At 63.0% G+C, this 19,133-nt stretch carries 15 protein-coding genes; 9 read left to right on the top strand and 6 right to left on the bottom strand.

Annotation, left to right across the window (positions count from 1 at the left end; translation table 11 throughout):
* Nucleotides 1-17 precede the first annotated feature (17 nt).
* A complete protein-coding gene (locus SFY93_RS09275) occupies nucleotides 18-1,628 on the bottom strand; it encodes an acyl-CoA synthetase (protein WP_320446870.1) in 1,611 nt (536 codons plus the stop codon).
* 201 nt (nucleotides 1,629-1,829) lie between these two features.
* Here SFY93_RS09275 and SFY93_RS09270 point away from each other — a divergent pair, with 201 nt between their 5' ends.
* Nucleotides 1,830-2,675, top strand: a complete 846-nt coding sequence (locus SFY93_RS09270) for a DUF1499 domain-containing protein (protein ID WP_320446869.1) — start codon at nucleotides 1,830-1,832, stop codon at nucleotides 2,673-2,675.
* A 164-nt stretch (nucleotides 2,676-2,839) separates the two neighbouring features.
* On the opposite strand, the gene SFY93_RS09265 is transcribed toward SFY93_RS09270, so the two are convergent.
* On the bottom strand, nucleotides 2,840-3,778 hold the full coding sequence (locus SFY93_RS09265; RefSeq protein WP_320446868.1) for an IS110 family RNA-guided transposase: 939 nt from the start codon (nucleotides 3,776-3,778) through the stop codon (nucleotides 2,840-2,842).
* 199 nt (nucleotides 3,779-3,977) lie between these two features.
* Nucleotides 3,978-5,219, bottom strand: coding sequence for an aminotransferase-like domain-containing protein (locus SFY93_RS09260; RefSeq protein ID WP_320446867.1), 1,242 nt, complete (start codon nucleotides 5,217-5,219; stop codon nucleotides 3,978-3,980).
* Nucleotides 5,220-5,373: 154 nt separating this feature from the next.
* Between SFY93_RS09260 and SFY93_RS09255 the strand changes: the two genes are divergently transcribed.
* The 7 genes from SFY93_RS09255 to SFY93_RS09225 all read left to right on the top strand — a co-directional run bounded on the left by SFY93_RS09255 (nucleotide 5,374) and on the right by SFY93_RS09225 (nucleotide 13,684).
* Complete coding sequence (locus SFY93_RS09255; RefSeq protein ID WP_320446866.1) at nucleotides 5,374-7,101, top strand: cation:proton antiporter; 1,728 nt, start codon at nucleotides 5,374-5,376, stop codon at nucleotides 7,099-7,101.
* Between the two features lie 272 nt (nucleotides 7,102-7,373).
* Entirely contained in the window at nucleotides 7,374-8,465 is a 1,092-nt protein-coding gene (gene ribB, locus SFY93_RS09250; RefSeq protein ID WP_320446865.1) for a 3,4-dihydroxy-2-butanone-4-phosphate synthase, read from the top strand.
* Between the two features lie 124 nt (nucleotides 8,466-8,589).
* Nucleotides 8,590-9,804, top strand: coding sequence for an acyl-CoA dehydrogenase (locus SFY93_RS09245; protein ID WP_320446864.1), 1,215 nt, complete (start codon nucleotides 8,590-8,592; stop codon nucleotides 9,802-9,804).
* A gap of 249 nt (nucleotides 9,805-10,053) precedes the next feature.
* Nucleotides 10,054-10,521 (top strand): RrF2 family transcriptional regulator, encoded by a 468-nt coding sequence (locus SFY93_RS09240; RefSeq protein ID WP_116661216.1) that lies wholly within the window; start codon nucleotides 10,054-10,056, stop codon nucleotides 10,519-10,521.
* Nucleotides 10,518-11,417: an NAD(P)/FAD-dependent oxidoreductase gene (locus SFY93_RS09235; RefSeq protein WP_320446863.1), complete on the top strand. Its 900-nt coding sequence runs from the start codon at nucleotides 10,518-10,520 to the stop codon at nucleotides 11,415-11,417. The genes SFY93_RS09240 and SFY93_RS09235 overlap by 4 nt, the downstream gene beginning before the upstream one ends.
* A gap of 212 nt (nucleotides 11,418-11,629) precedes the next feature.
* Entirely contained in the window at nucleotides 11,630-12,565 is a 936-nt protein-coding gene (locus SFY93_RS09230; protein ID WP_320446862.1) for an MBL fold metallo-hydrolase, read from the top strand.
* 180 nt (nucleotides 12,566-12,745) lie between these two features.
* Entirely contained in the window at nucleotides 12,746-13,684 is a 939-nt protein-coding gene (locus SFY93_RS09225; RefSeq protein WP_320444434.1) for an IS110 family RNA-guided transposase, read from the top strand.
* A 221-nt stretch (nucleotides 13,685-13,905) separates the two neighbouring features.
* Here the strand turns inward: SFY93_RS09225 and SFY93_RS09220 are convergent, their stop codons facing one another.
* Nucleotides 13,906-15,057, bottom strand: coding sequence for a lactonase family protein (locus SFY93_RS09220; protein WP_320446861.1), 1,152 nt, complete (start codon nucleotides 15,055-15,057; stop codon nucleotides 13,906-13,908).
* A 92-nt stretch (nucleotides 15,058-15,149) separates the two neighbouring features.
* Complete coding sequence (locus SFY93_RS09215) at nucleotides 15,150-17,450, bottom strand: TonB-dependent receptor (RefSeq protein ID WP_320446860.1); 2,301 nt, start codon at nucleotides 17,448-17,450, stop codon at nucleotides 15,150-15,152.
* Between the two features lie 95 nt (nucleotides 17,451-17,545).
* On the opposite strand from SFY93_RS09215, the gene nikR reads away from it, so the two are divergent.
* Nucleotides 17,546-17,986: a nickel-responsive transcriptional regulator NikR gene (nikR, locus tag SFY93_RS09210; protein ID WP_320446859.1), complete on the top strand. Its 441-nt coding sequence runs from the start codon at nucleotides 17,546-17,548 to the stop codon at nucleotides 17,984-17,986.
* A gap of 206 nt (nucleotides 17,987-18,192) precedes the next feature.
* Here the strand turns inward: nikR and SFY93_RS09205 are convergent, their stop codons facing one another.
* Nucleotides 18,193-19,011 carry an aldo/keto reductase gene (locus SFY93_RS09205; protein WP_320446858.1) on the bottom strand — a complete coding sequence of 273 codons (819 nt, stop codon included), beginning with the start codon at nucleotides 19,009-19,011 and terminating at the stop codon, nucleotides 18,193-18,195.
* Nucleotides 19,012-19,133 lie beyond the last annotated feature (122 nt).

The raw sequence follows: 19,133 nt of genomic DNA, 5'->3' as shown, positions 1-19,133 counted from the left end.
GGTTAAGAAAGAGCGCCCTACCCCAGTGCCCGCAATTCCCGCCTGAGCACCTTGCCCGTTGCCGTCATCGGCAGCGACTCCGCAAACTGCACATAGCGCGGATATTCATGCGCCGCGAGTTGCGACTTGACGAAGTCCTGCAGCTCGCGCGCCAGTGCGTCGCTGGGTTCAAAACCAGGCCGCAGTACGATCCAGGCCTTCACGGCCTCGGTGCGGATCGGATCGGGAATGCCGACCACTGCCGACAGCGCCACCGCGGGATGCTTCAGCAACGTGTGCTCGATTTCCGAAGGGCCGATGCGATAGCCGGCTGATGTGATGACGTCGTCCTCGCGGCTGACATACCAGAAGTAACCGTCGACATCCTGAATGCCGAGATCGCCGGTCAGAAGAAACTCGCCGGCGAATTTCTTCGCGGTGCCTTCCGGGTTCTGCCAATAGCCGAGCATGGTGCAAGGATTAGGCTGACGCACGCCCACGATGCCACGCTCGCCGCGCGGCAGCTCCTCGCCCTGCTCATTGACGATACGCACATCGAAGCCGGGCGTCGGCTTGCCCATGGAGCCCGGTTTGATCGGAAACAGATCGGCATTGTTGCCGACCACGAGATTGCATTCGGTCTGACCGTAGATCTCATGCGCATCGATGCCGAACGTATTGCGCACCCAGTCGAGCAATTCCGAACCGAGCGACTCGCCGCCGGTGAGCATGCTGCGCAGCTTGACGTCGGGATGTTTCACGTTTGCCTGCCGCATCAGCTTGAGCGCCGTCGGCGGCAGGAACACGTTGCGTATCTTGTGATCGGCCATCAGCTGCATCGCGGCCGCCGGCTCGAACTTCTTCGCGCGGTAACCGACGATCGGCACGCCGTGATACCAGGCTGGAAACAGCGCATCGAACAGTCCGCCGATCCACGCCCAGTCCGCCGGCGTCCAGTAGACGTCGCCGGGCTTCGGGAAGAAGCCGTGCACCATCTCCACATTGGGCAGATGGCCAAGCAGCACGCGATGCGCATGCAGCGCGCCCTTGGGATTTCCCGTGGTGCCCGACGTGTAGATGATGATGGCGGGATCGTCGCAGGACGTATCGACCGTGGTGAAGTCTTCGGACGCCGCCTCGATCGCCGACCAGAACGGTTTGGCGCCGGCATGCGGTGCACTATCCGTGACGTAGATATCTTGTAAATGAGGCAGCCGCTCGCGAATTTTCGACAACTTGTCCCAGCCACTCGCGTCGGTGACGATGGCCTTGGCCCCGGAATTGGCAAGACGGAATTCCAGCGCGTCCTCGCCGAACAGCGTAAACAGCGGCACGGAGACCAGACCCGAACGGAACGCGGCGAGATGCACGATCGGCAATTCCACCGATTGCGACAAAAACACCGCAATGCGGTCGCCGCGCTGCAAGCCGTCCGCCTTCAGCACATTGGCGAAGCTGCGCGAGAAAGCCTGCATCTCGTCGAAGGAGAAACGATGCGTGCCACCGTCCTCATCCACATAGATCAGCGCCAGCCGCCCGCTACCGTCGGCATGGCGGTCGCAGGCCACCGTCGCGATGTTAAATCGCTCCGGCACATCCCAGCGGAAATTGCGGGCAAGCGTCTCATAATCCGTGGTTTCGACCAGCATGGCAGGTGGCTCCCTGCGGCCTCGCTTGCTTCTTCTCGTTGTTCCAGGGGAGAAGTCTGAACGGCCGCGGCCCCATTCTTAAACGAGGAGTCCCGTCCACCAAAGTGCCTTGAAATTCCCGGCCCGACATGGTCTCAAGCACCCTATTCGGAACCCGGCGCTATCAGCGCCTTCGCAAGCTCAATCCGGCAGAAATTCCCCATGGCACGCAGGTTTTCGGCCGCCTACCAGTCGGAGCCAGTATCCAGCCTGGCGCTGTGGGCACGGCGCCTTGCGGTTTTCGCCGCCATTGCCGCCCTCACCTCGATCATCATCGTCCGCTTCGGGTTCCTCGAAGTAAAACCGGCCCTGATGACCTTCTTCGGGGCGCTTGGCTTTGCCGGCCTCTCGATCCTGGTGGCGCTCGCCGGCTTTGCCGCGATCTGGCAGAACGGCTCGCGGGGCATGAGCGTGATCATGCTGGCGCTGATGCTCGACGCGGTGATCCTAGCTTATCCCGGCTACCTTGCGTACCAGTATCGCAAGCTGCCGAAGATCCACGACATCACCACCGACCCGATCGACCCGCCACGCTTCGAGGCGCTGGCGCGGCTGCGCATCGGCGACGACACCAACTCGGCGGTCTATTCCGGCCTTTACTCGGCCGAGCAGCAGCGCGCCGCCTATCCGGATATCGAGCCCATTGAACTCGAAGTACCGGTGCAGCGCGCCTATGACGTGACGCGCGCGCTGGTCGACAAGCGCAAGTGGACGATCATCGACGAACGCCCGCCGCAGCCGCCGCGCCGCATCGGCCGCATCGAGGCCGTGGCGCGGACGCCGATCATGGGCTTTCGCGAGGACGTCTCGATCCGCATGGTGCCGGATGGCGAAGGCTCGCGCGTCGATATCCGCTCGTCGTCGCGCTATTTCGAAGGCGATCTCGGCAGCAACGCAGCACGCATCACCAAGCTGATCGATGATATCAACACCGCCGTCGACAGCGCCCCGGCGCCAAAGAAGGCGGCAACGCCAGCGAAAGCCGCAATCAAGGGCACGAAGAAGTAGGCTTCGCCACTTTCTCCGCGCCAGAGGCAGGTCCGTAGGGCGGATTAGCGCAGCGTAATCCGCCGAGGAATTTCCGCAATGAAGTCGGCCGGCGGATTACGCCTTCGGCTAATCCGCCCTACTCTCGCTTCGCACGGGAGCGGGGAGAGCGACTGTCTTTTTGGTCAAGCGTTTTGATGCTGCCATGGGGTCTTGTCTCGCAGGATGGCGTTGAGGATGGTGAGCAGCTTGCGGGCAACGGCGATGATAGCGACGAGCTTGGGCTTGCCGGCGGCGACGAGCTTGTCGCGGAACAGTTTGAGCTGCGGATTGAAGCGGGCGGCCACCATCGCTCCCATGAACAACACGCGGCGTACATTGGCCCGGCCGCCGCCGATGAAGCTCTTGCCGCGCCACTGGCCGGATTGCCGGGTCCATGGCGCCAAACCGGCGAGAGCCGCAATCTGACGACGATCGAGGGTGGCGAGCTCCGGCAGTTCGGCAATCAGGCTGCGCGCGATGGTCGGACCGATGCCGGGCACCGACGCCAGCAAGTCTTCCTTCTCGGCCCAGGCCGGCGATCCCCGCACGTGATCGCCGATGTCGTCGTCCAGTTCGGACAACTCCTTCTCCAGTGCCTTGTGGAGCCGGGCGATGCTCTTCTTCAGGCGCGGATTGCTGACGCGCCGCGCACGCTGGCCTTCCGCGGCCATCATCTCAACGATCTGGCGCCGACGCGCCACCAGATCGGCTAGCAGCCGCGTCGTGGCATCGGGAAGCGGCCGCAGTTGCGGTTTGGTCGCCTCGGTAAAATGCGCGATCACCATGGCATCGATCGGATCGGTCTTGGCGCGCTTGCCGAGGGCGTTGGCAAAGGCGCGCACCTGTGCCGGATTGACCACCACCACAGGCAGATCGGCGCCGGCCAATCCTGCGGCGACCATCGTCTCGAAGCCGCCGGTCGCCTCGATCGCCACCACCAGTGGCGGTCGCGCTTTCAGCCGCGCGATCAGATCATCGATCCCCGCACCATTGCGGGCAACCGCAAAACTCTCACCGCCCGGACGCATCGCCACGTCCAACCGATCCTTCGACACATCGATGCCAACATAAATCGCGTCCATCTGATCCCATCCTTGCGCAACCGGGCTTGCTGAGCGGCCCAAGCGACTGTTCGGGTTCGATGGAACGGCAAGCAAGGACCCGCGCTCTCCCACGGGCTTGGTGTCCCTCAGGTTACTCGGTCTCCCGCCTGCCACCGCTCCGCATAGCTTAGCAGATCCGGCGGGAGGCAAGTTACAAGGTTAGATTGCAGCGACGCAGTTACCCCCGCGCACGCTTCTCCACATTCGCGATCCGCTCTGGCACACCGAACTCCTGCCGGCAGACATCGGCAAGAACCGCGATGCCGTCGCGGATTTCCTGATGGGTCGGACTGGCGAAGCAGATGCGAATGTGGCTATGCGCATAGGCCTTGTCGACAGACCACTCGGGGCCGGGATTGATCGACACGCCGGCCTTGAGCGCGGCCTGATAGAGCTTCATCGCATCGACATTGGCGGGCAGTTTCACCCACAGGAAGATGCCGCCTTTGGGTTCGTCGAATTCCGCCGCTGTGCCGAACTGCTCATTGAGCGCATCCATCAACGTCTCCAGCTTGGCGCGCAGCCCGCGCGTCGCCTTTGGCACATGGCTGGCGAAATGCGGCACGCAATATTCGGCGAGCACCATCTGCTCCAGCGCGCCGGAACCGGCATCGGTCTTCAGCGCCAGCATGCGTGACATGATCTCCCAGGGCGCGACGATGTAGCCGACGCGGAGCGCAGGCGCGATCGACTTGGAGAACGAGCCGATATGGATCACGCTGCCGGTCTTGTCCATCGCGTGAATCGCCGGCGGACGCTCGCCGTTCCAGATCAGGTCGGCATAGCAATCGTCCTCGAAGATGGGGACGCCATATCTGGCCGACAGCGCCAGCAGCTCACGGCGACGGCTTTCCGGCATGATGGTGGCGGTTGGGTTCTGCACGGTCGGGATCGTATAGATATATTTCGGCCGGATGCCCTTCGCCTTCAGATCTTCCAATGCTGAGGCCAGCGCGTCCGTCCGCATGCCGTCGTCATCCAAGGGGATGCCGACGATATTGACGCCGAGACGGGTGAGCCGGTTGATGGAGCCTTGATAGCAGTCGCGCTCGATGATGACGGTGTCGCCCTTGGCCAGCAGGCTGTGATTGACGAGATCGAGCGCCTGCAGCGAGCCGGAGACGACCAGGATATCATCGGCCGTACAATCGATGCTTGCGTCGCGCTTCAGCTTGCCGGCGATGAAGGTGCGCAGCGGCAGATAGCCCTGCGGACCGCTCGCCAGACCGTAGGTTGCCAGCGTGCGTCCCTCGCGCAGCATGACGGCATTGGCGGCAGCAGTCAGGCCCTCCACCGGTACCTGGTCCATATCGTTGTTCCCGCCGACGAAGCTGTATTTGGCGAGACCGGTCCATTTTGCCGCAGCCGCGGGCAGGCCCGGAGGCAGCAATGGCGCGTAGTCGAACCGTGCAGTGGTCATGAACGTCGTCTCCCTGAAGCTTTTTATGATGAAGGCTGCCTCGTTGGACCGCCCCCCGCGTGTATCGCGCGCCGAATGCCGGATATTACCCCTTTGCCCTCACGCGGCGCACCATTAGAGTGCCGCCGAATTGTAAGGCTTTTCCGGCAGGGGCATGCACGACTTAATCCGCGATATCACGCTGTGTATCCTGTTTGCGTGGGGCATCGGGCTTATTGCGCATTTCACCCGTCAGCCGTTGATTCTTGCTTATCTGATTGCCGGCTTCATCATTGGGCCATTCGGCATCGGCTGGGTCAAGTCGGACGAATCCATTAGCACGATCTCCGAACTCGGCCTGATTTTCATGCTGTTCATGATCGGTCTCGAGATCGATCTGAAGAAGATCATCCGCGCCGGCAAGGTCATTCTGTTCGCCGCGGGCGGCCAATTGATCGCAGGCTGCGTGCTCGGCGCGGCCTTCTTCATGGCACTCGGGCTCAAGCTCGGTGGCGGCGGGTTCGACGCGTTGTATCTCAGCGTCGCCTGTGCGCTCTCCTCCACCGTGGTCATCGTCAAGGTGCTCTACGAGAAGCGCGAGCTCGACACACTGCCCGGCCGCATCACGCTCGGCATCCTGGTGCTGCAGGACATCTTCGCGATCCTGTTTCTGGCGGTGCAGCCGAGCCTCGCCGACCTGCAGGTCAGCGTCATCGCGCTGTCGATCGCCCGCGTCGGCGTACTGGTCGCCACTGCGCTGATCCTGAGCCGTTACGTGCTGCCGGCGCTGTTCCACCAGATCGCGCGGCGGCCGGAATTGGTGCTGCTGGGCGCGCTGGCCTGGTGCTTCCTGATCGGCGAAATCGCCGAGCGGCTGCATCTGTCGCGCGAGATGGGCTCGCTGGTCGCCGGCGTATCGCTGTCGACCTTCCCCTACGCGCTCGACGTCACCGCCAAGGTGACGACGCTGCGGGACTTCTTCATCACGCTGTTCTTCGTCGCCGTCGGCATGACGATCCCGATCCCGAACGGCGCGACCATCGGTCTCGCCCTGATCATCGCCTTGTTCACCGTGATCAGCCGTATGCTCACGACCTTCACGCCCCTGTATCTGATGAAGCAGGGCCTGCGCGCCAGCCTGCTGCCGGCGCTCAATCTGGCGCAGATCAGCGAATTCTCGCTGGTGGTGCTGCAAACGGGAATTGCCGCCGGCCATATCACCACGCAGACCTCCAGCGCGGCATCCTTCGCCTTCGTGATCCTGGCGGTCCTCTCGACCTTCGCGATGATGCGCAGCGACCAGATCACGCGCCTCTTGATCGGCCCGATGAAGCGCATCGGGCTGCGCGACCTCGATCACGGCCAGGGCCGCGAGGGCGATCATGCCGAGGGCCATGGCGACGCCCGCCGCATCGTCATTCTCGGCTTCTTCCGCACCGCGTCCGCCCTGCTCGCCGAGATCGAGCGCCAGAACGCGTCACTGCTCGACCAGATCAGCGTCGTCGACTTCAATCCGAACGTCTTCCGCACTTTGGTCGGGCGCGGCCAGCACGTGATCTATGGCGACATCAGCAATGTCGACACGCTGGTCCATGCCGGCGTCGGCAAGGCCGAGATCATCATCCTCAGCGTGCCGGACTCGCTGCTGAAGGGCGCGAATAACGAGAAGCTGGTCCGCCATGTCCGCTCGATCAACCCGACCGCCAAGATCATCTCCACGGCGGACGTGCTCGGCGACGTGAGCGATATTTACGCCGCCGGCGCCGACTACGTCACCGTGCCCCGGCTCAGCGACGCCCATGCGCTGTATGAGGTGATCGAGGCCGCCGATCAGGGCCTGCTGGACGATAAACGCGCCGAAATGGACGCGCAGCTGGCGGAGCGGCGGGAAGTGCTGCCCTGACCTCTCCCCGCTTGCAGGGAGAGGTCGCCGCGTCTTCGCGGCGGGTGAGGGGGACTTTCCATCCACTCATCAGTTCGCGGAACGTCCCCCTCATCCGACCCGATCATGCTTCGCAAGCTCGGGCCACCTTCTCCCCGCAAGCGGGAGAAGGCAAACTCCCCATTCCGCACTGCGAACCCGCATACCGCCCCCCATTTCCGCGGGTTGCACCGCCCCCCGCTCTGCGCCATATGGACCTCACACAGAGCAAGAGTGCATCCGAGGCAAATTTTATGGCCGACCCGATTTCAGACGTTCTGCAAGCCTTTGCCGCCGGCGAAATGGTCGTGGTGACCGACGATGACGACCGCGAGGGCGAAGGCGACCTCATCGTCGCCGCGTCGTTCTGTACCGCCGAGAAGATGGCCTTCATCATCCGGCACACCTCCGGCATCGTCTGCGCCCCGATCACCACCGAGGATGCGCGCCGGCTGCGGCTCGATCCGATGGTCGTCAACAACGATAGCAACCACACCACCGCCTTTACCGTCTCCATCGACTACAAGCCCGATGGCGGTACCGGCATTTCAGCCGATGAGCGCGCCTCATGCTGCCGCGCGCTGGCCAATTCCAATGCCGGCGCCAATGACTTCGCCCGCCCCGGCCATATCTTTCCGCTGATCGCTAGGGAGGGCGGCGTGCTGATGCGCTCCGGCCATACCGAAGCCGCCGTCGATCTCTGCAAGCTGGCCAATCTCGCGCCCGTCGGCGTCATCAGCGAATTGATGAACGACGATGGCTCGGTGATGAAGGGCCAGCAGGTCGTCGACTTCGCGGCCAAGCACAAGCTCAAGCATGTCACCATCGCCGACATGATCGCCTATCGCCAGGCCCGCGAGAAGCTGATCGAGCGCGTCTCGGCCTTCACAACCGACAGCCCGATCGGCCCGCTGCACGGCTATTCCTATCGCTCGCCGTTCGATCCGATCCACCACGTCGCCTTCGTCTATGGCAGCGTCGGCGACGGCAAGAATGTGCTGACGCGCTTCCACAAGCCGAACATCGTCCGCGACGTGTTCTTCGGGCCGGCGAAGATGCAGACCGTGCTGGAACGCTTCAAGAAGAACGGCAGCGGCGTGCTCGTCTATCTGCGCGACGGCGCCGCGGGCGTGCCCGTCGAGCCGCTCGATGCGCCGAAGTCGGCGGAAGCCGACCGCAACCGGCAGTGGCGTGAAATCGGCGTCGGTGCACAGATCCTGCGCGATCTCGGCGTCACCTCGATCCGCCACCTGACCTCGTCGACCCATGACTACAAGGGCCTGTCGGGTTTCGGTATCGAGATCGCCTGCAACGAACAGCTTGATGGCGATAGTTCAAAGACCTAAAATGCCGTAGCACGCAATGCGCGGGTGCCGCCTGAGACGGCACCCTGTTGAGCGAAACAGCGCTTGCGACCAGAACACGCGCAGCCAATGCGCATTACTCAGCCATGATGTGAAAGGGATTTCGATGAGCGTTGCCCCCAAGGCAAAGGACAAGCCGGCCGCTGCAAGTTTCCAGTGGGACGATGCGTTCCTGCTCGATAGCCAGCTCACCGAAGACGAGCGCATGATCCGCGACACCGCGCGCGCTTACGCCCAGGACAAGCTGCTGCCGCGCGTCAACGACGCTTATCTCAATGAGCATACCGACCGCGAAATCTTCAACGAGATGGGCGAGCTCGGCCTGATCGGCATCACGCTGCCGGAAGACTATGGCTGCGCCAATGCCAGCTATGTCGCGTACGGCCTCGTGGCCCGCGAGATCGAGCGCGTCGACTCCGGCTACCGCTCGATGAACTCGGTGCAGTCGTCGCTGGTGATGTATCCGATCTACGCTTACGGCAGCGAGGAGCAGCGCAAGAAATACCTGCCCAAGCTGGCCACCGGCGAGTGGGTTGGCTGCTTCGGCCTCACTGAGCCCGATGCCGGCTCCGATCCCGGCGGTATGAAGACCCGCGCCGAGAAGGTCTCGGACGGCTACAAGCTGACCGGTTCGAAGATGTGGATCTCGAATGCGCCGATCGCCGATGTGTTCGTGGTGTGGGCGAAGTCTGCCGCCCATGACAACCAGATCCGCGGCTTCGTACTCGAAAAGGGCATGAAGGGTCTGTCGGCGCCCAAGATTGGCGGCAAGCTGTCGCTGCGCGCCTCGATCACCGGCGAAATCGTCATGGACGGCGTGATCGTGCCGGAAGAAAACCTGCTGCCCAACGTGTCGGGCCTGAAGGGTCCGTTCGGCTGCCTCAACCGCGCCCGTTACGGCATTTCCTGGGGCGTGCTCGGCGCCGCCGAGGACTGCATGGCCCGCGCCCGCCAGTACACGCTGGACCGCAAGCAGTTCAACCGTCCACTCGCCGCCACCCAGCTGGTGCAGAAGAAGCTCGCCGACATGCTGACCGAAATCTCGCTCGGCCTGCAGGGCAGCTTGCGCGTCGGTCGCCTGATGGACGAAGGCAATTTCCACCCGGACATGATCTCGGTGGTCAAGCGCAACAATTGCGGCAAGTCGCTGGATATCGCCCGCATGGCCCGCGACATGCACGGCGGCAACGGCATCCAGGCCGAATACCATGTGATGCGCCACGCGCAGAACCTGGAGACCGTGAACACCTATGAAGGCACCCATGACGTCCACGCGCTGATCCTCGGCCGCGCGATCACGGGCATCCAGGCGTTCGGTTAAGTCGCTCGCGCTCACTCGCGATCTGCGAAATGCCCGGCTTCCCGCCGGGCATTTTTGTTTCCATGCACTCGTCATTCCGGGGCGCGGCCGGCCCTTGCCGGACGCGAACCCGGAATCCCGACATGGCTTGGCGCTGTCGGAGACCCCCATGTCGAGATTCCGGGCTCGGTCCCGCCGCCTGCGGCGTCTGCACCGCCTCGGAATGACAGAGGGTTGACGCCCGCTCTATCATGTATCATCATAAGTTACATGAGACGAGACAATCGCCTCTCCGCCACGCTGCATGCGCTGCTGCACATGGCCGAGCAAAACCGCCCGATGACCTCGGCCGAACTGGCCATGTGCATGACCACCAATGCAGTGGTCGTCCGCCGCACCATGGCTGGGCTGCGCGAAGCGGGCCTCGTGCGCTCCGAAAAGGGTCATGGCGGCGGCTGGGAGATCGCGCGGGATCTGTCCACGGTGACGCTGAAGGACATCTATGACGCGTTGGGCAAGCCCAGCCTGATGGCGATGGGCATTCATCTGGAAAGCCCGACCTGCCTCGTCGAACAGGCGGTCAATCACTCGCTCACATCGGCCTTCGCGGAAGCGGAGGCAGTTCTGATCGGCCGCCTTGCAGATGTCACGCTGGCGCAGCTCGCCGCGGATTTTCACGCGCGGGCGGAGGATCATCGCAGCAAAATTCAGAGCAAGATTTCAAGGAAGACAAAATGAGTTTCGATGCCATCGTCATCGGCGGCAGCTATGCCGGCCTCTCCGCAGCGCTGCAATTGGCGCGTGCGCGCCGCAAGGTCCTGGTCATGGATTCCGGCCAGCGCCGTAATCGCTTCGCTGAACACTCGCATGGCTTTCTCGGCCAGGACGGGCGTCCGCCGGGCGCGATTGCCGCGGACGCCCGCACGCAGCTGATGAAGTATCCCACTGTCGAATGGGTCGATGCGGCGGCCACAGATGGCAAGGGCGTCGTGAACAACTTCACTGTCAGCGCCGAGACCGGCACGCGCTATCAAGCCCGGCGCATCATCCTCGCCACCGGCGTGGTCGATGCGTTGCCGGATGTCCCCGGTCTTGCCGAGCGCTGGGGCAAGCATGTGTTTCACTGCCCGTATTGCCATGGCTATGAACTCGACCAGGGTCGCATCGGCGTGCTGGCGTCATCGGAGATGTCGATGCATCACGCCTTGATGCTGCCGGACTGGGGATCGACGACGCTGTTCCTCAATGGCACGTTCACGCCGGACGCGGACCAGCTCATGCAACTGATGCAGCGCGGTGTCACCGTCGAGCGCGAACCGATCAGGCAGTTCTCAGGCGCATCCATCGATGTCGAACTCACGGATGGCCGCATCATTCCGCTTGATGGCATGTTCACGCTGACGCGCACCAGCCCGGCCTCGCCGCTCGGCGCACAGCTCGGCTGCACCATCGAAGACGGGCCGATGGGACCGTTCCTGCAGACCGACATGTTCAAGGAAACCACCGTCTCCGGCGTATTCGCCTGCGGTGACATGGCGCGCGCGACGGGCTCCGTGGCGCTTGCGGTGGGCGATGGCGCGATGGCCGGGGTCGGCGCGCATCGATCGCTGATGTTCGGGACAGGGCACGCGTAACTTCCAGATCTGTGCTTCCAGAGTTCGTCATGCCCGGGCTTGTTCCGGGCATCCACGCCTCGACGGCGCATACGGCAGGACGTGGATGGCCGGGACAAGCCCGGCCATGACAGTGTTTAAGCATGCATGGCAGGCGCGTCTCCGCGCTGTTTGATTTCCCTGATCATGTTGCTAGTCATCACAGGCCAAGAACACCCTGGGAAGGACCGACCATGAGCGACAAGGATAACGGCGCCAACGACGACGTTCCGTTCAATCGCGATTACCCGCTCAAGCCCGGCGTCGTCGATCAGGTCCGCCCAAACGTGCGCCGGGTTCTCTGCAACAACCCCTCGCCTTTCACCTTTACCGGAACCAACAGCTACATCGTCGGCACCGGCAAGGTCGCGATCATCGATCCCGGCCCGGCCAATGACGCCCATCTGCAGGCGCTGCTCGATGCCGTGAAGGGCGAGACCGTGACGCATATTTTCGTCACCCACACCCATAGCGACCATTCACCGAACACTGCAGCACTCAAGGCTGCCACCGGCGCCACGGTCTATGCCGAAGGTCCACACCGCGCCTCGCGGCCCCGCTTCGAGAGCGAGAAACATTCGCCGGAATCCGGCGCCGACCGCGACTTCAAGCCGGATGTGCTGGTCGCCGACGGCGACGTGATCGAGGGCGACGGCTGGGCGCTGGAAGGCGTGGCGACACCGGGCCATACCGCCAACCACATGGCCTTTGCCTGGCGCGAGAAGAAGTATCTGTTCGTGGCCGATCACGTGATGGGCTGGTCGACCTCCATCGTCGCGCCGCCCGATGGCTCGATGATCGACTACATGGCCTCGCTCGATAAACTCGCCGCGCGCGATGAGGACCTGTATTTCTCTGGCCACGGCCCGGACATTCCCGACGCGCAGCGCTATGTCCGCTTTCTCATTCGCCACCGCCGCGCCCGCGAAGCCTCGATCCTGCATCGCCTCGGCAAGGGCGAGGCGGATATCCCGACCATCGTGCGCGCGATCTATATCGGCCTCGATCCGCGCCTCACCAATGCGGCCGGCTATTCGGTGCTGGCGCATCTTGAGGATCTCGTCGCCCGCGGTGTTGTGCTGACGGATGGCGATCCGGTGATTGGTGGCAGCTATCGGATGGCGTCCTAACCTTGTAACTTGCCTCCCGCCGGATCTGCTAAGCTATGCGGAGCGGTGGCAGGCGGGAGACCGAGTAACCTGAGGGACACCAAGCCCGTGGGAGAGCGCGGGTCCTTGCTTGCCGTTCCATCGAACCCGAACAGTCGCTTGGGCCGCTCAGCAAGCCCGGTTGCGCAAGGATGGGATCAGATGGACGCGATTTATGTTGGCATCGATGTGTCGAAGGATCGGTTGGACGTGGCGATGCGTCCGGGGGGTGAGAGTTTTGCGGTTGCCCGCAATGGTGCGGGGATCGATGATCTGATCGCGCGGCTGAAAGCGCGACCGCCACTGGTGGTGGCGATCGAGGCGACCGGCGGCTTCGAGACGGTGGTCGCCGCAGGATTGGCCGGCGCCGATCTGCCTGTGGTGGTGGTCAATCCGGCACAGGTGCGCGCCTTTGCCAACGCCCTCGGCAAGCGCGCCAAGACCGATCCGATCGATGCCATGGTGATCGCGCATTTTACCGAGGCGACCAAACCGCAACTGCGGCCGCTTCCCGATGCCACGACGCGGCTGCTAGCCGATCTGGTGGCGCGTCGGCGCCAGATCGTTGAGATGATGGCCGCGGAAGGCCAGCGTGCGCGGCGCGTCAGCAATCCGCGCCTGAAGAAGAGCATCGCCCGGCTCCACAAGGCACTGGAGAAGGAGTTGTCCGAACTGGACGACGACATCGGCGATCACGTGCGGGGATCGCCGGCCTGGGCCGAGAAAGAAGACTTGCTGGCGTCGGTGCCCGGCATCGGTCCGACCATCGCGCGCAGCCTGATTGCCGAACTGCCGGAGCTCGGCACACTCGATCGTCGTCAGATTGCGGCTCTCGCCGGTTTGGCGCCATGGACCCGGCAATCCGGCCAGTGGCGCGGCAAGAGCTTCATCGGCGGCGGCCGGGCCAATGTACGCCGCGTGTTGTTCATGGGAGCGATGGTGGCCGCCCGCTTCAATCCGCAGCTCAAACTGTTCCGCGACAAGCTCGTCGCCGCCGGCAAGCCCAAGCTCGTCGCTATCATCGCCGTTGCCCGCAAGCTGCTCACCATCCTCAACGCCATCCTGCGAGACAAGACCCCATGGCAGCATCAAAACGCTTGACCAAAAAGACAGTCGCTCTCCCCGCATTGCGGGGAGAGGTCGCCGCGTCTTCGCGGCGGGTGAGGGGCAGGGCACACACTCACAATAATCAAGCGACTGTCGGATCGCACCGACGCGATAGAAAAACTCTGCGACATCGACGTACCCACGCCCCTCACCCCACCCCTCTCCCCGCGCAGAGCGGGGAGAGGGAGCGAGAGGCCTGCGCCAGAACATAGCCGCTACGGCAGATTCACGATCTCGACCCAGTTCGGATTCTTGCCCACCGCGGTTTCGCTGAGCTTGGTCAGGCTGCCGGTCGACTTGTCGATGGAATAGATCGTCATGCTGTTCGACAATTGCCCGACCGCCAGCAGATAGCGGCCCGACGGATCGATGTTGAAGCCACGTGGCTGCTTTTCGGTTGCAGTCGAACCGAGCGATGTCAGCGCCCCCGTTTTGGGATCGACACGGAACGCCGCGATCGTGTTGCTGGTGCGCTCCGACGCATAGAGAAACTTGCCGTCCGGCGTCAGATGGATATCCGCCGCCCAGGGCTTGCCGTCGAAACCCTTCGGCAGCGCGGAGGCGACCTGCGTTTCCTTCTTCAGCGTCCCGGTCGCAGCGTCCCACGGAAATACATAGATCGCCGCATCGAGCTCGTTGAGCAGATAGACGAACTTCTTGTCAGGCGAGAACACCAGATGGCGTGGGCCACCTTTCGCCTTCACGCTCACGGTCGGCGGATCGTTCGGCGTCAGCTTTCCGGCCCTGGCATCGAATTTCTGCTGATAGATCACATCGCCGCCGAGGCTCGTATGCAGCACATAGCGATTGGTGGGATCGACGATGATGCAGTGCGCGCTCGGTTCGGTGGCGACGACCTGCTGCGCCGCTGCGATCACGCCATTCGGCCCGATGGCGTTCACCGTCACCTTGTTGCCGCCATAGGAGGCGCTCAGCAGAAATCGCCCGGTGCGATCAACCGCGATATAGGCCATGGAATCGGCCAGTGGCCCGGGGCCAACAAGTTTCAATTTGCCGGTTTTGGCATCGATATCGAAGGTCACCGCCGTGTAGGGCTCGTTGCGGAGGCCAGCATAGAGCCGGTGCTTCTCGGGGCTGATGGCCAGCGGCAGCGAGCCGCCGGGCTTTGCCGGCCCCGGCACCGCCACGGTGTCGATCGCAGCGAGACTGCCATTCGCCTTCAATTCGAGAATACTAATGTTCTGGCTGTCGGCATTGCCGACATAGACGTAAGTGGCGGCGCTGGCCGATGACATGATGAACCCTGTTGCTAACGGGAGCGACACGATCGCCAGCAGCGCCTTCAAACCGGCGCTGGCACGCGTGAATGGCCAACGGCGCGAAACGGAACGAACCCGTGCGAGCATCAACACCTCCCTGCCTCTTTTCATTGGGAGGGATGATGCTACCGCCTTTTCGAATAGGCAAGCTGCGCTGCGGCAAAGTCAGAACCGCGAGATCAGAACCGGCCGGCCACCGTCACCCGCAGTGCCAGCGGCTCGACCGGATGCAGCACGCGATCCATGATGCCGGTCTGACACACCGCGGCAGGTGCCGTCGGCGCGCCGCCGCCGCCCGGGAAGCACATGGCGAACAGCGAATCCGATTTCAGCAGCGAGCCATAGGCATAGGTGATCTGGTCCGACTTGCTATCGAGAATGTTGAAGGCATCGAGCTGGATGCGCCAGCCATTATCGAAGCGGTAACCAACCTGCCCGTTGAGCAGACCCGTGGCTGGCGAGATGAAGGCCGCGTCTTCAGTCAGCGGACGCGGGCCGAAATAACGATAGCGCAAGGCGCCAAACCAGCCGGTCGCCTCGCCCAGCCTGATGCCAGCCGAGGCGATCATGTTGGGCGCGCCGGGAATGAAATTGCCGGGCGCGTTGCCGATCTGCGAGGCTGGATAGCCATCCAGCTCCGCATAGGCCGCCGCCTGATCGGCATTGCTGCCGCGGAAGCGCGCGCGGGTCATTGCGAGATCGGCTTCAAGACTCAACCATGACGTGGGCTTGTAGTCGTTGGTCCATTCGAAGCCGACGCGGCGGCTGGGACGACTCGCTTCAGTGTCACCAGCATCACCGACGAACAGGATCTCGGAGGCGGAATCCAGCATGAAGAGCGCGATCGAGCTGGTCAGCCCTGGAATGAGCCTGGTGCGCAATCCAATCTCCGCGCCCTTTGTCTTGACCAGGAACGGCGAGCTATCGACCGGCGATCCGTCGCTCGGCGATTCCTTGATGGTCACACCGCGCGCATCGTTGCTGTGAAAACCCTCGCCGGCATTCAGGAACAGTTCGGTCCTGGCGAAAGGACCGAGCACGAGACCTGCCTTGGGGCTGCCGATGGTCGCCGTGGCGCTGCCGGAGTTCACCGGATTGAAGAACGAATTGACCGTGGTGTCGTAATAGTCGCCGCGCCAGCCGATATTGGTGCGCAGCCAGTCGGTCCAGAAGGTAGTGTTCTGCACGAACACGCCGACGCTACCCTCCTTCACGCCATCGTTGCGCGTGGTGGAGAGATATAGCCGCTGAATGGTGTTGCCGAGACTGACATTGATATCGTCGTAGCGGCTCTGGATGCCGACCTCGGTTTCGTTGCGGAAGCCTGCGATACTGTACTTGAATGTATGCGAGGCATTGATGCCGCCGAGCACGCGGTCGTCATATTGGTGAAACTGGTCGCCATTGACGGGATCGCTCAGGAAGAACGTGAAGTTGTTCCACAGATTGAGCTTGCTCTTGATGACGTAGAAATCGAGTTTGGTTGCGCTGTCGAGATCGGTTTGCCGGAGACGGCCGGACAGCGAGAAACGCTCCGAATTGCCGCCATCGCTGGGATCGAGCGCGCCATAGCGGCCGATCTCGCCGGAAGTGATTGCGCGCAGCGGCACCTGATCGGTGGAATTCCACTTGTTGCCATAGGCCATACCGGTCAGCGACAAACCATTGTCGGCGGTGCCCTGGCTGTAGCGGATCACGCCATTGAGCTTCTGGAGCTTGTCGGGATTGTCCCACGGGCCGTTATAGATATTGGCCTCAGCGGCCACCAGCAGCGTGCCTTCGCCGACTTTGCCCGACGTCACGCCAAAGGCCCGGTTGTAACCGAAACTTCCTGATGTGATCGACGCCATGGTGCGCGCGACGCTGTCGATCAGGCTGACATGGATCGCACCCACGGACGAGAAGTCGCCTTCATCGGCGAAATACGGTCCCTTGCGGACGTTGACTGAATTGATCAGCTCGGGGATCAGAAAATTTGTATCGGCATAGCCCTGGCCGTGACCATGGGTGCGCATGTTCACCGGCATGCCGTCGATGGAGATCGCCAGATCCGTGCCGTGATCAAGATTCACGCCGCGCAGGAAATACTGGTTGGCTTTGCCCTCGCCCGAATGCTGGGTGACGATCAGGCCGGGCGCGACTTCCAGCGCTTCGGCGGGACGCGACAGAGGACGTGCATTGATCTCGGTGCCGCTGATATTCTTCTCGCTGGCAGAGGCGACCAGCGCCTGCGCTGCACTGGCGCCGGGCGCCGCCGTGCCTGCGCCGACATTTCCTGCCGTGGGCGGAGCTGCGCGACGCGCGACCGGACGACTCGCCTCGGTCCCGCTGCGCGGCACACGTGGCTTGGCTGTATGCCGCGGCGGGGCCTCGACTTCGACCGGGGACAACACCGTCGCCGGCTGCGCGGCTGAGGGCGTGACGGCTGCAAGCAACGAAGCCAGGGCGATTCCGGCCGATGAAAAGAGAGAGCGATGCATCGGTCAGTCGGCCGGGCTATGCTGGGTTCAACCGGAACACACTGACATGCCAAGTATGACAAAGTCAAAGATTCGTCATACTTTTGAGAGGACCGATGCAGCGCATTACGATCACGCTCGATGACGACCTGATGGAAGAGCTGGATGCGATGATCGCCGAACACGGCTATCAGAACCGCTCCGAAGCGATCCGCGATTTCGCCCGTGCCGGCATGCAGCAGGCCGCGCAGGAAAAGGGCAAGGCCGGCGAATGCGTGGCCGCCCTAGTCTATGTCTATGATCACGCCCAGCGCGATCTGTCACGCCGGCTGGTCGACACCTATCACCATCACCATGACCTCTCGCTGGCGACGCTGCATGTGCATCTCGACGGCGACAACTGCATGGAAGTCACGGCGCTGCGCGGCTCCGGCAGCGAAGTGCAGCACTTTGCCGATCACATCATTGCGGAGCGCGGCGTGAAGTATGGGCGGGTGGTGATGATGCCGACGGGGAAGAAGGCGGAGGGGAAGAAGAAGGGGCACAGTCACGGGTGATGTGGAGCTTCCTTCCCCTCTCCCCCAGCGCGGCGAAGCAGCGCGCAGCGGGAGAGGGTGGATCGAACCGCGCAGCGGTTCGAGACGGGAGAGGGAGCGCCACAGGCTCCGTACGTTGTGGCGCCCCTCTCCCGCCTTCGCTTCGCTCAGGCACCCTCTCCCCCCCCCGCGAAGCTGCGCTTCGCGGGGGGAGAGGGGAAGAAAGATCAATCCCAATCCGGCGCGAAACCCGGATTGACCAGCCGCTGCGTCTTCGGCAGTGCTGCGATCGCCTTGCGGTCGTCGTCGTCCAGCGTGACCTTCAGCGCATCGAGATTGGCCTGCTGGCTTTCCTTGCGCGACGCCTTGGGGATCGCCGCGACGCCGTCCTGATCGAGCAACCATTTCAATGCGACCTGCGCCGCCGACACGCCGTGTTTGGCAGCGATGGTCTTCATCGCGTCGTTGTCGGCCAGCCGGCCCTGACCGAGCGGACAATAGGCGACCAGCGGGATCGACTTCGACCGCAGATAGGTCAGCAGCTTCATCTGGTCGAGCAGTGCATGATATTCAACCTGATTGCAGGCGACCGGGGCGCCGATCTCCTCCACGGCCTGCTTCATCAGCTTGACCGGAAAATTCGCGACGCCGATGGCGCGGACCCGGCCCTCGTCCTTCAGTTTCAGTAGCGTCTCGAAAATCGCCGGCAGGTTCATGCCCTTCGAGGGCCAATGCACCAGATAAAGATCGATGACATCGAGACCGAGTTTCTTCATGCTGGTGTCGAAGGCGCGCTTGATGGCATCCGGCGCGAGATTCTCATGCCAGACCTTGGTGGTGACATGCAGATCCTTCCGCGCGATACCCGAAGCCTTGATGCCCGCGCCGACTTCAGCCTCGTTGCCATACATCTCGGCGGTGTCGATGTGGCGATAACCGAGCCCGATGGCGCTTTCCACGCCGGCGACGCAGCCATCGCCCGTGAGCTTGAACGTGCCGAGGCCGAGCTTCGGCACCTTGATGCCCTGGGTATTCAGATTGTCCATGTCACTTCCTCAAGCATGTCAATTCTTCAATATGGCGAAACCGTCCGAGACGACGGCGCCTGAAGTGTTTGATACGGTGCCAGCCTGCAACGATAAACTCAAATCACCGGGAGAGTTTCAGC

The organism is Tardiphaga sp. 42S5, from assembly GCF_034044155.1.
In the GTDB taxonomy this organism is placed as follows: Bacteria; Pseudomonadota; Alphaproteobacteria; order Rhizobiales; family Xanthobacteraceae; genus Tardiphaga; species Tardiphaga robiniae.
Note: the sequence above shows the minus strand (reverse complement) of the source record. Positions and strands in the feature narration are given on the sequence as shown.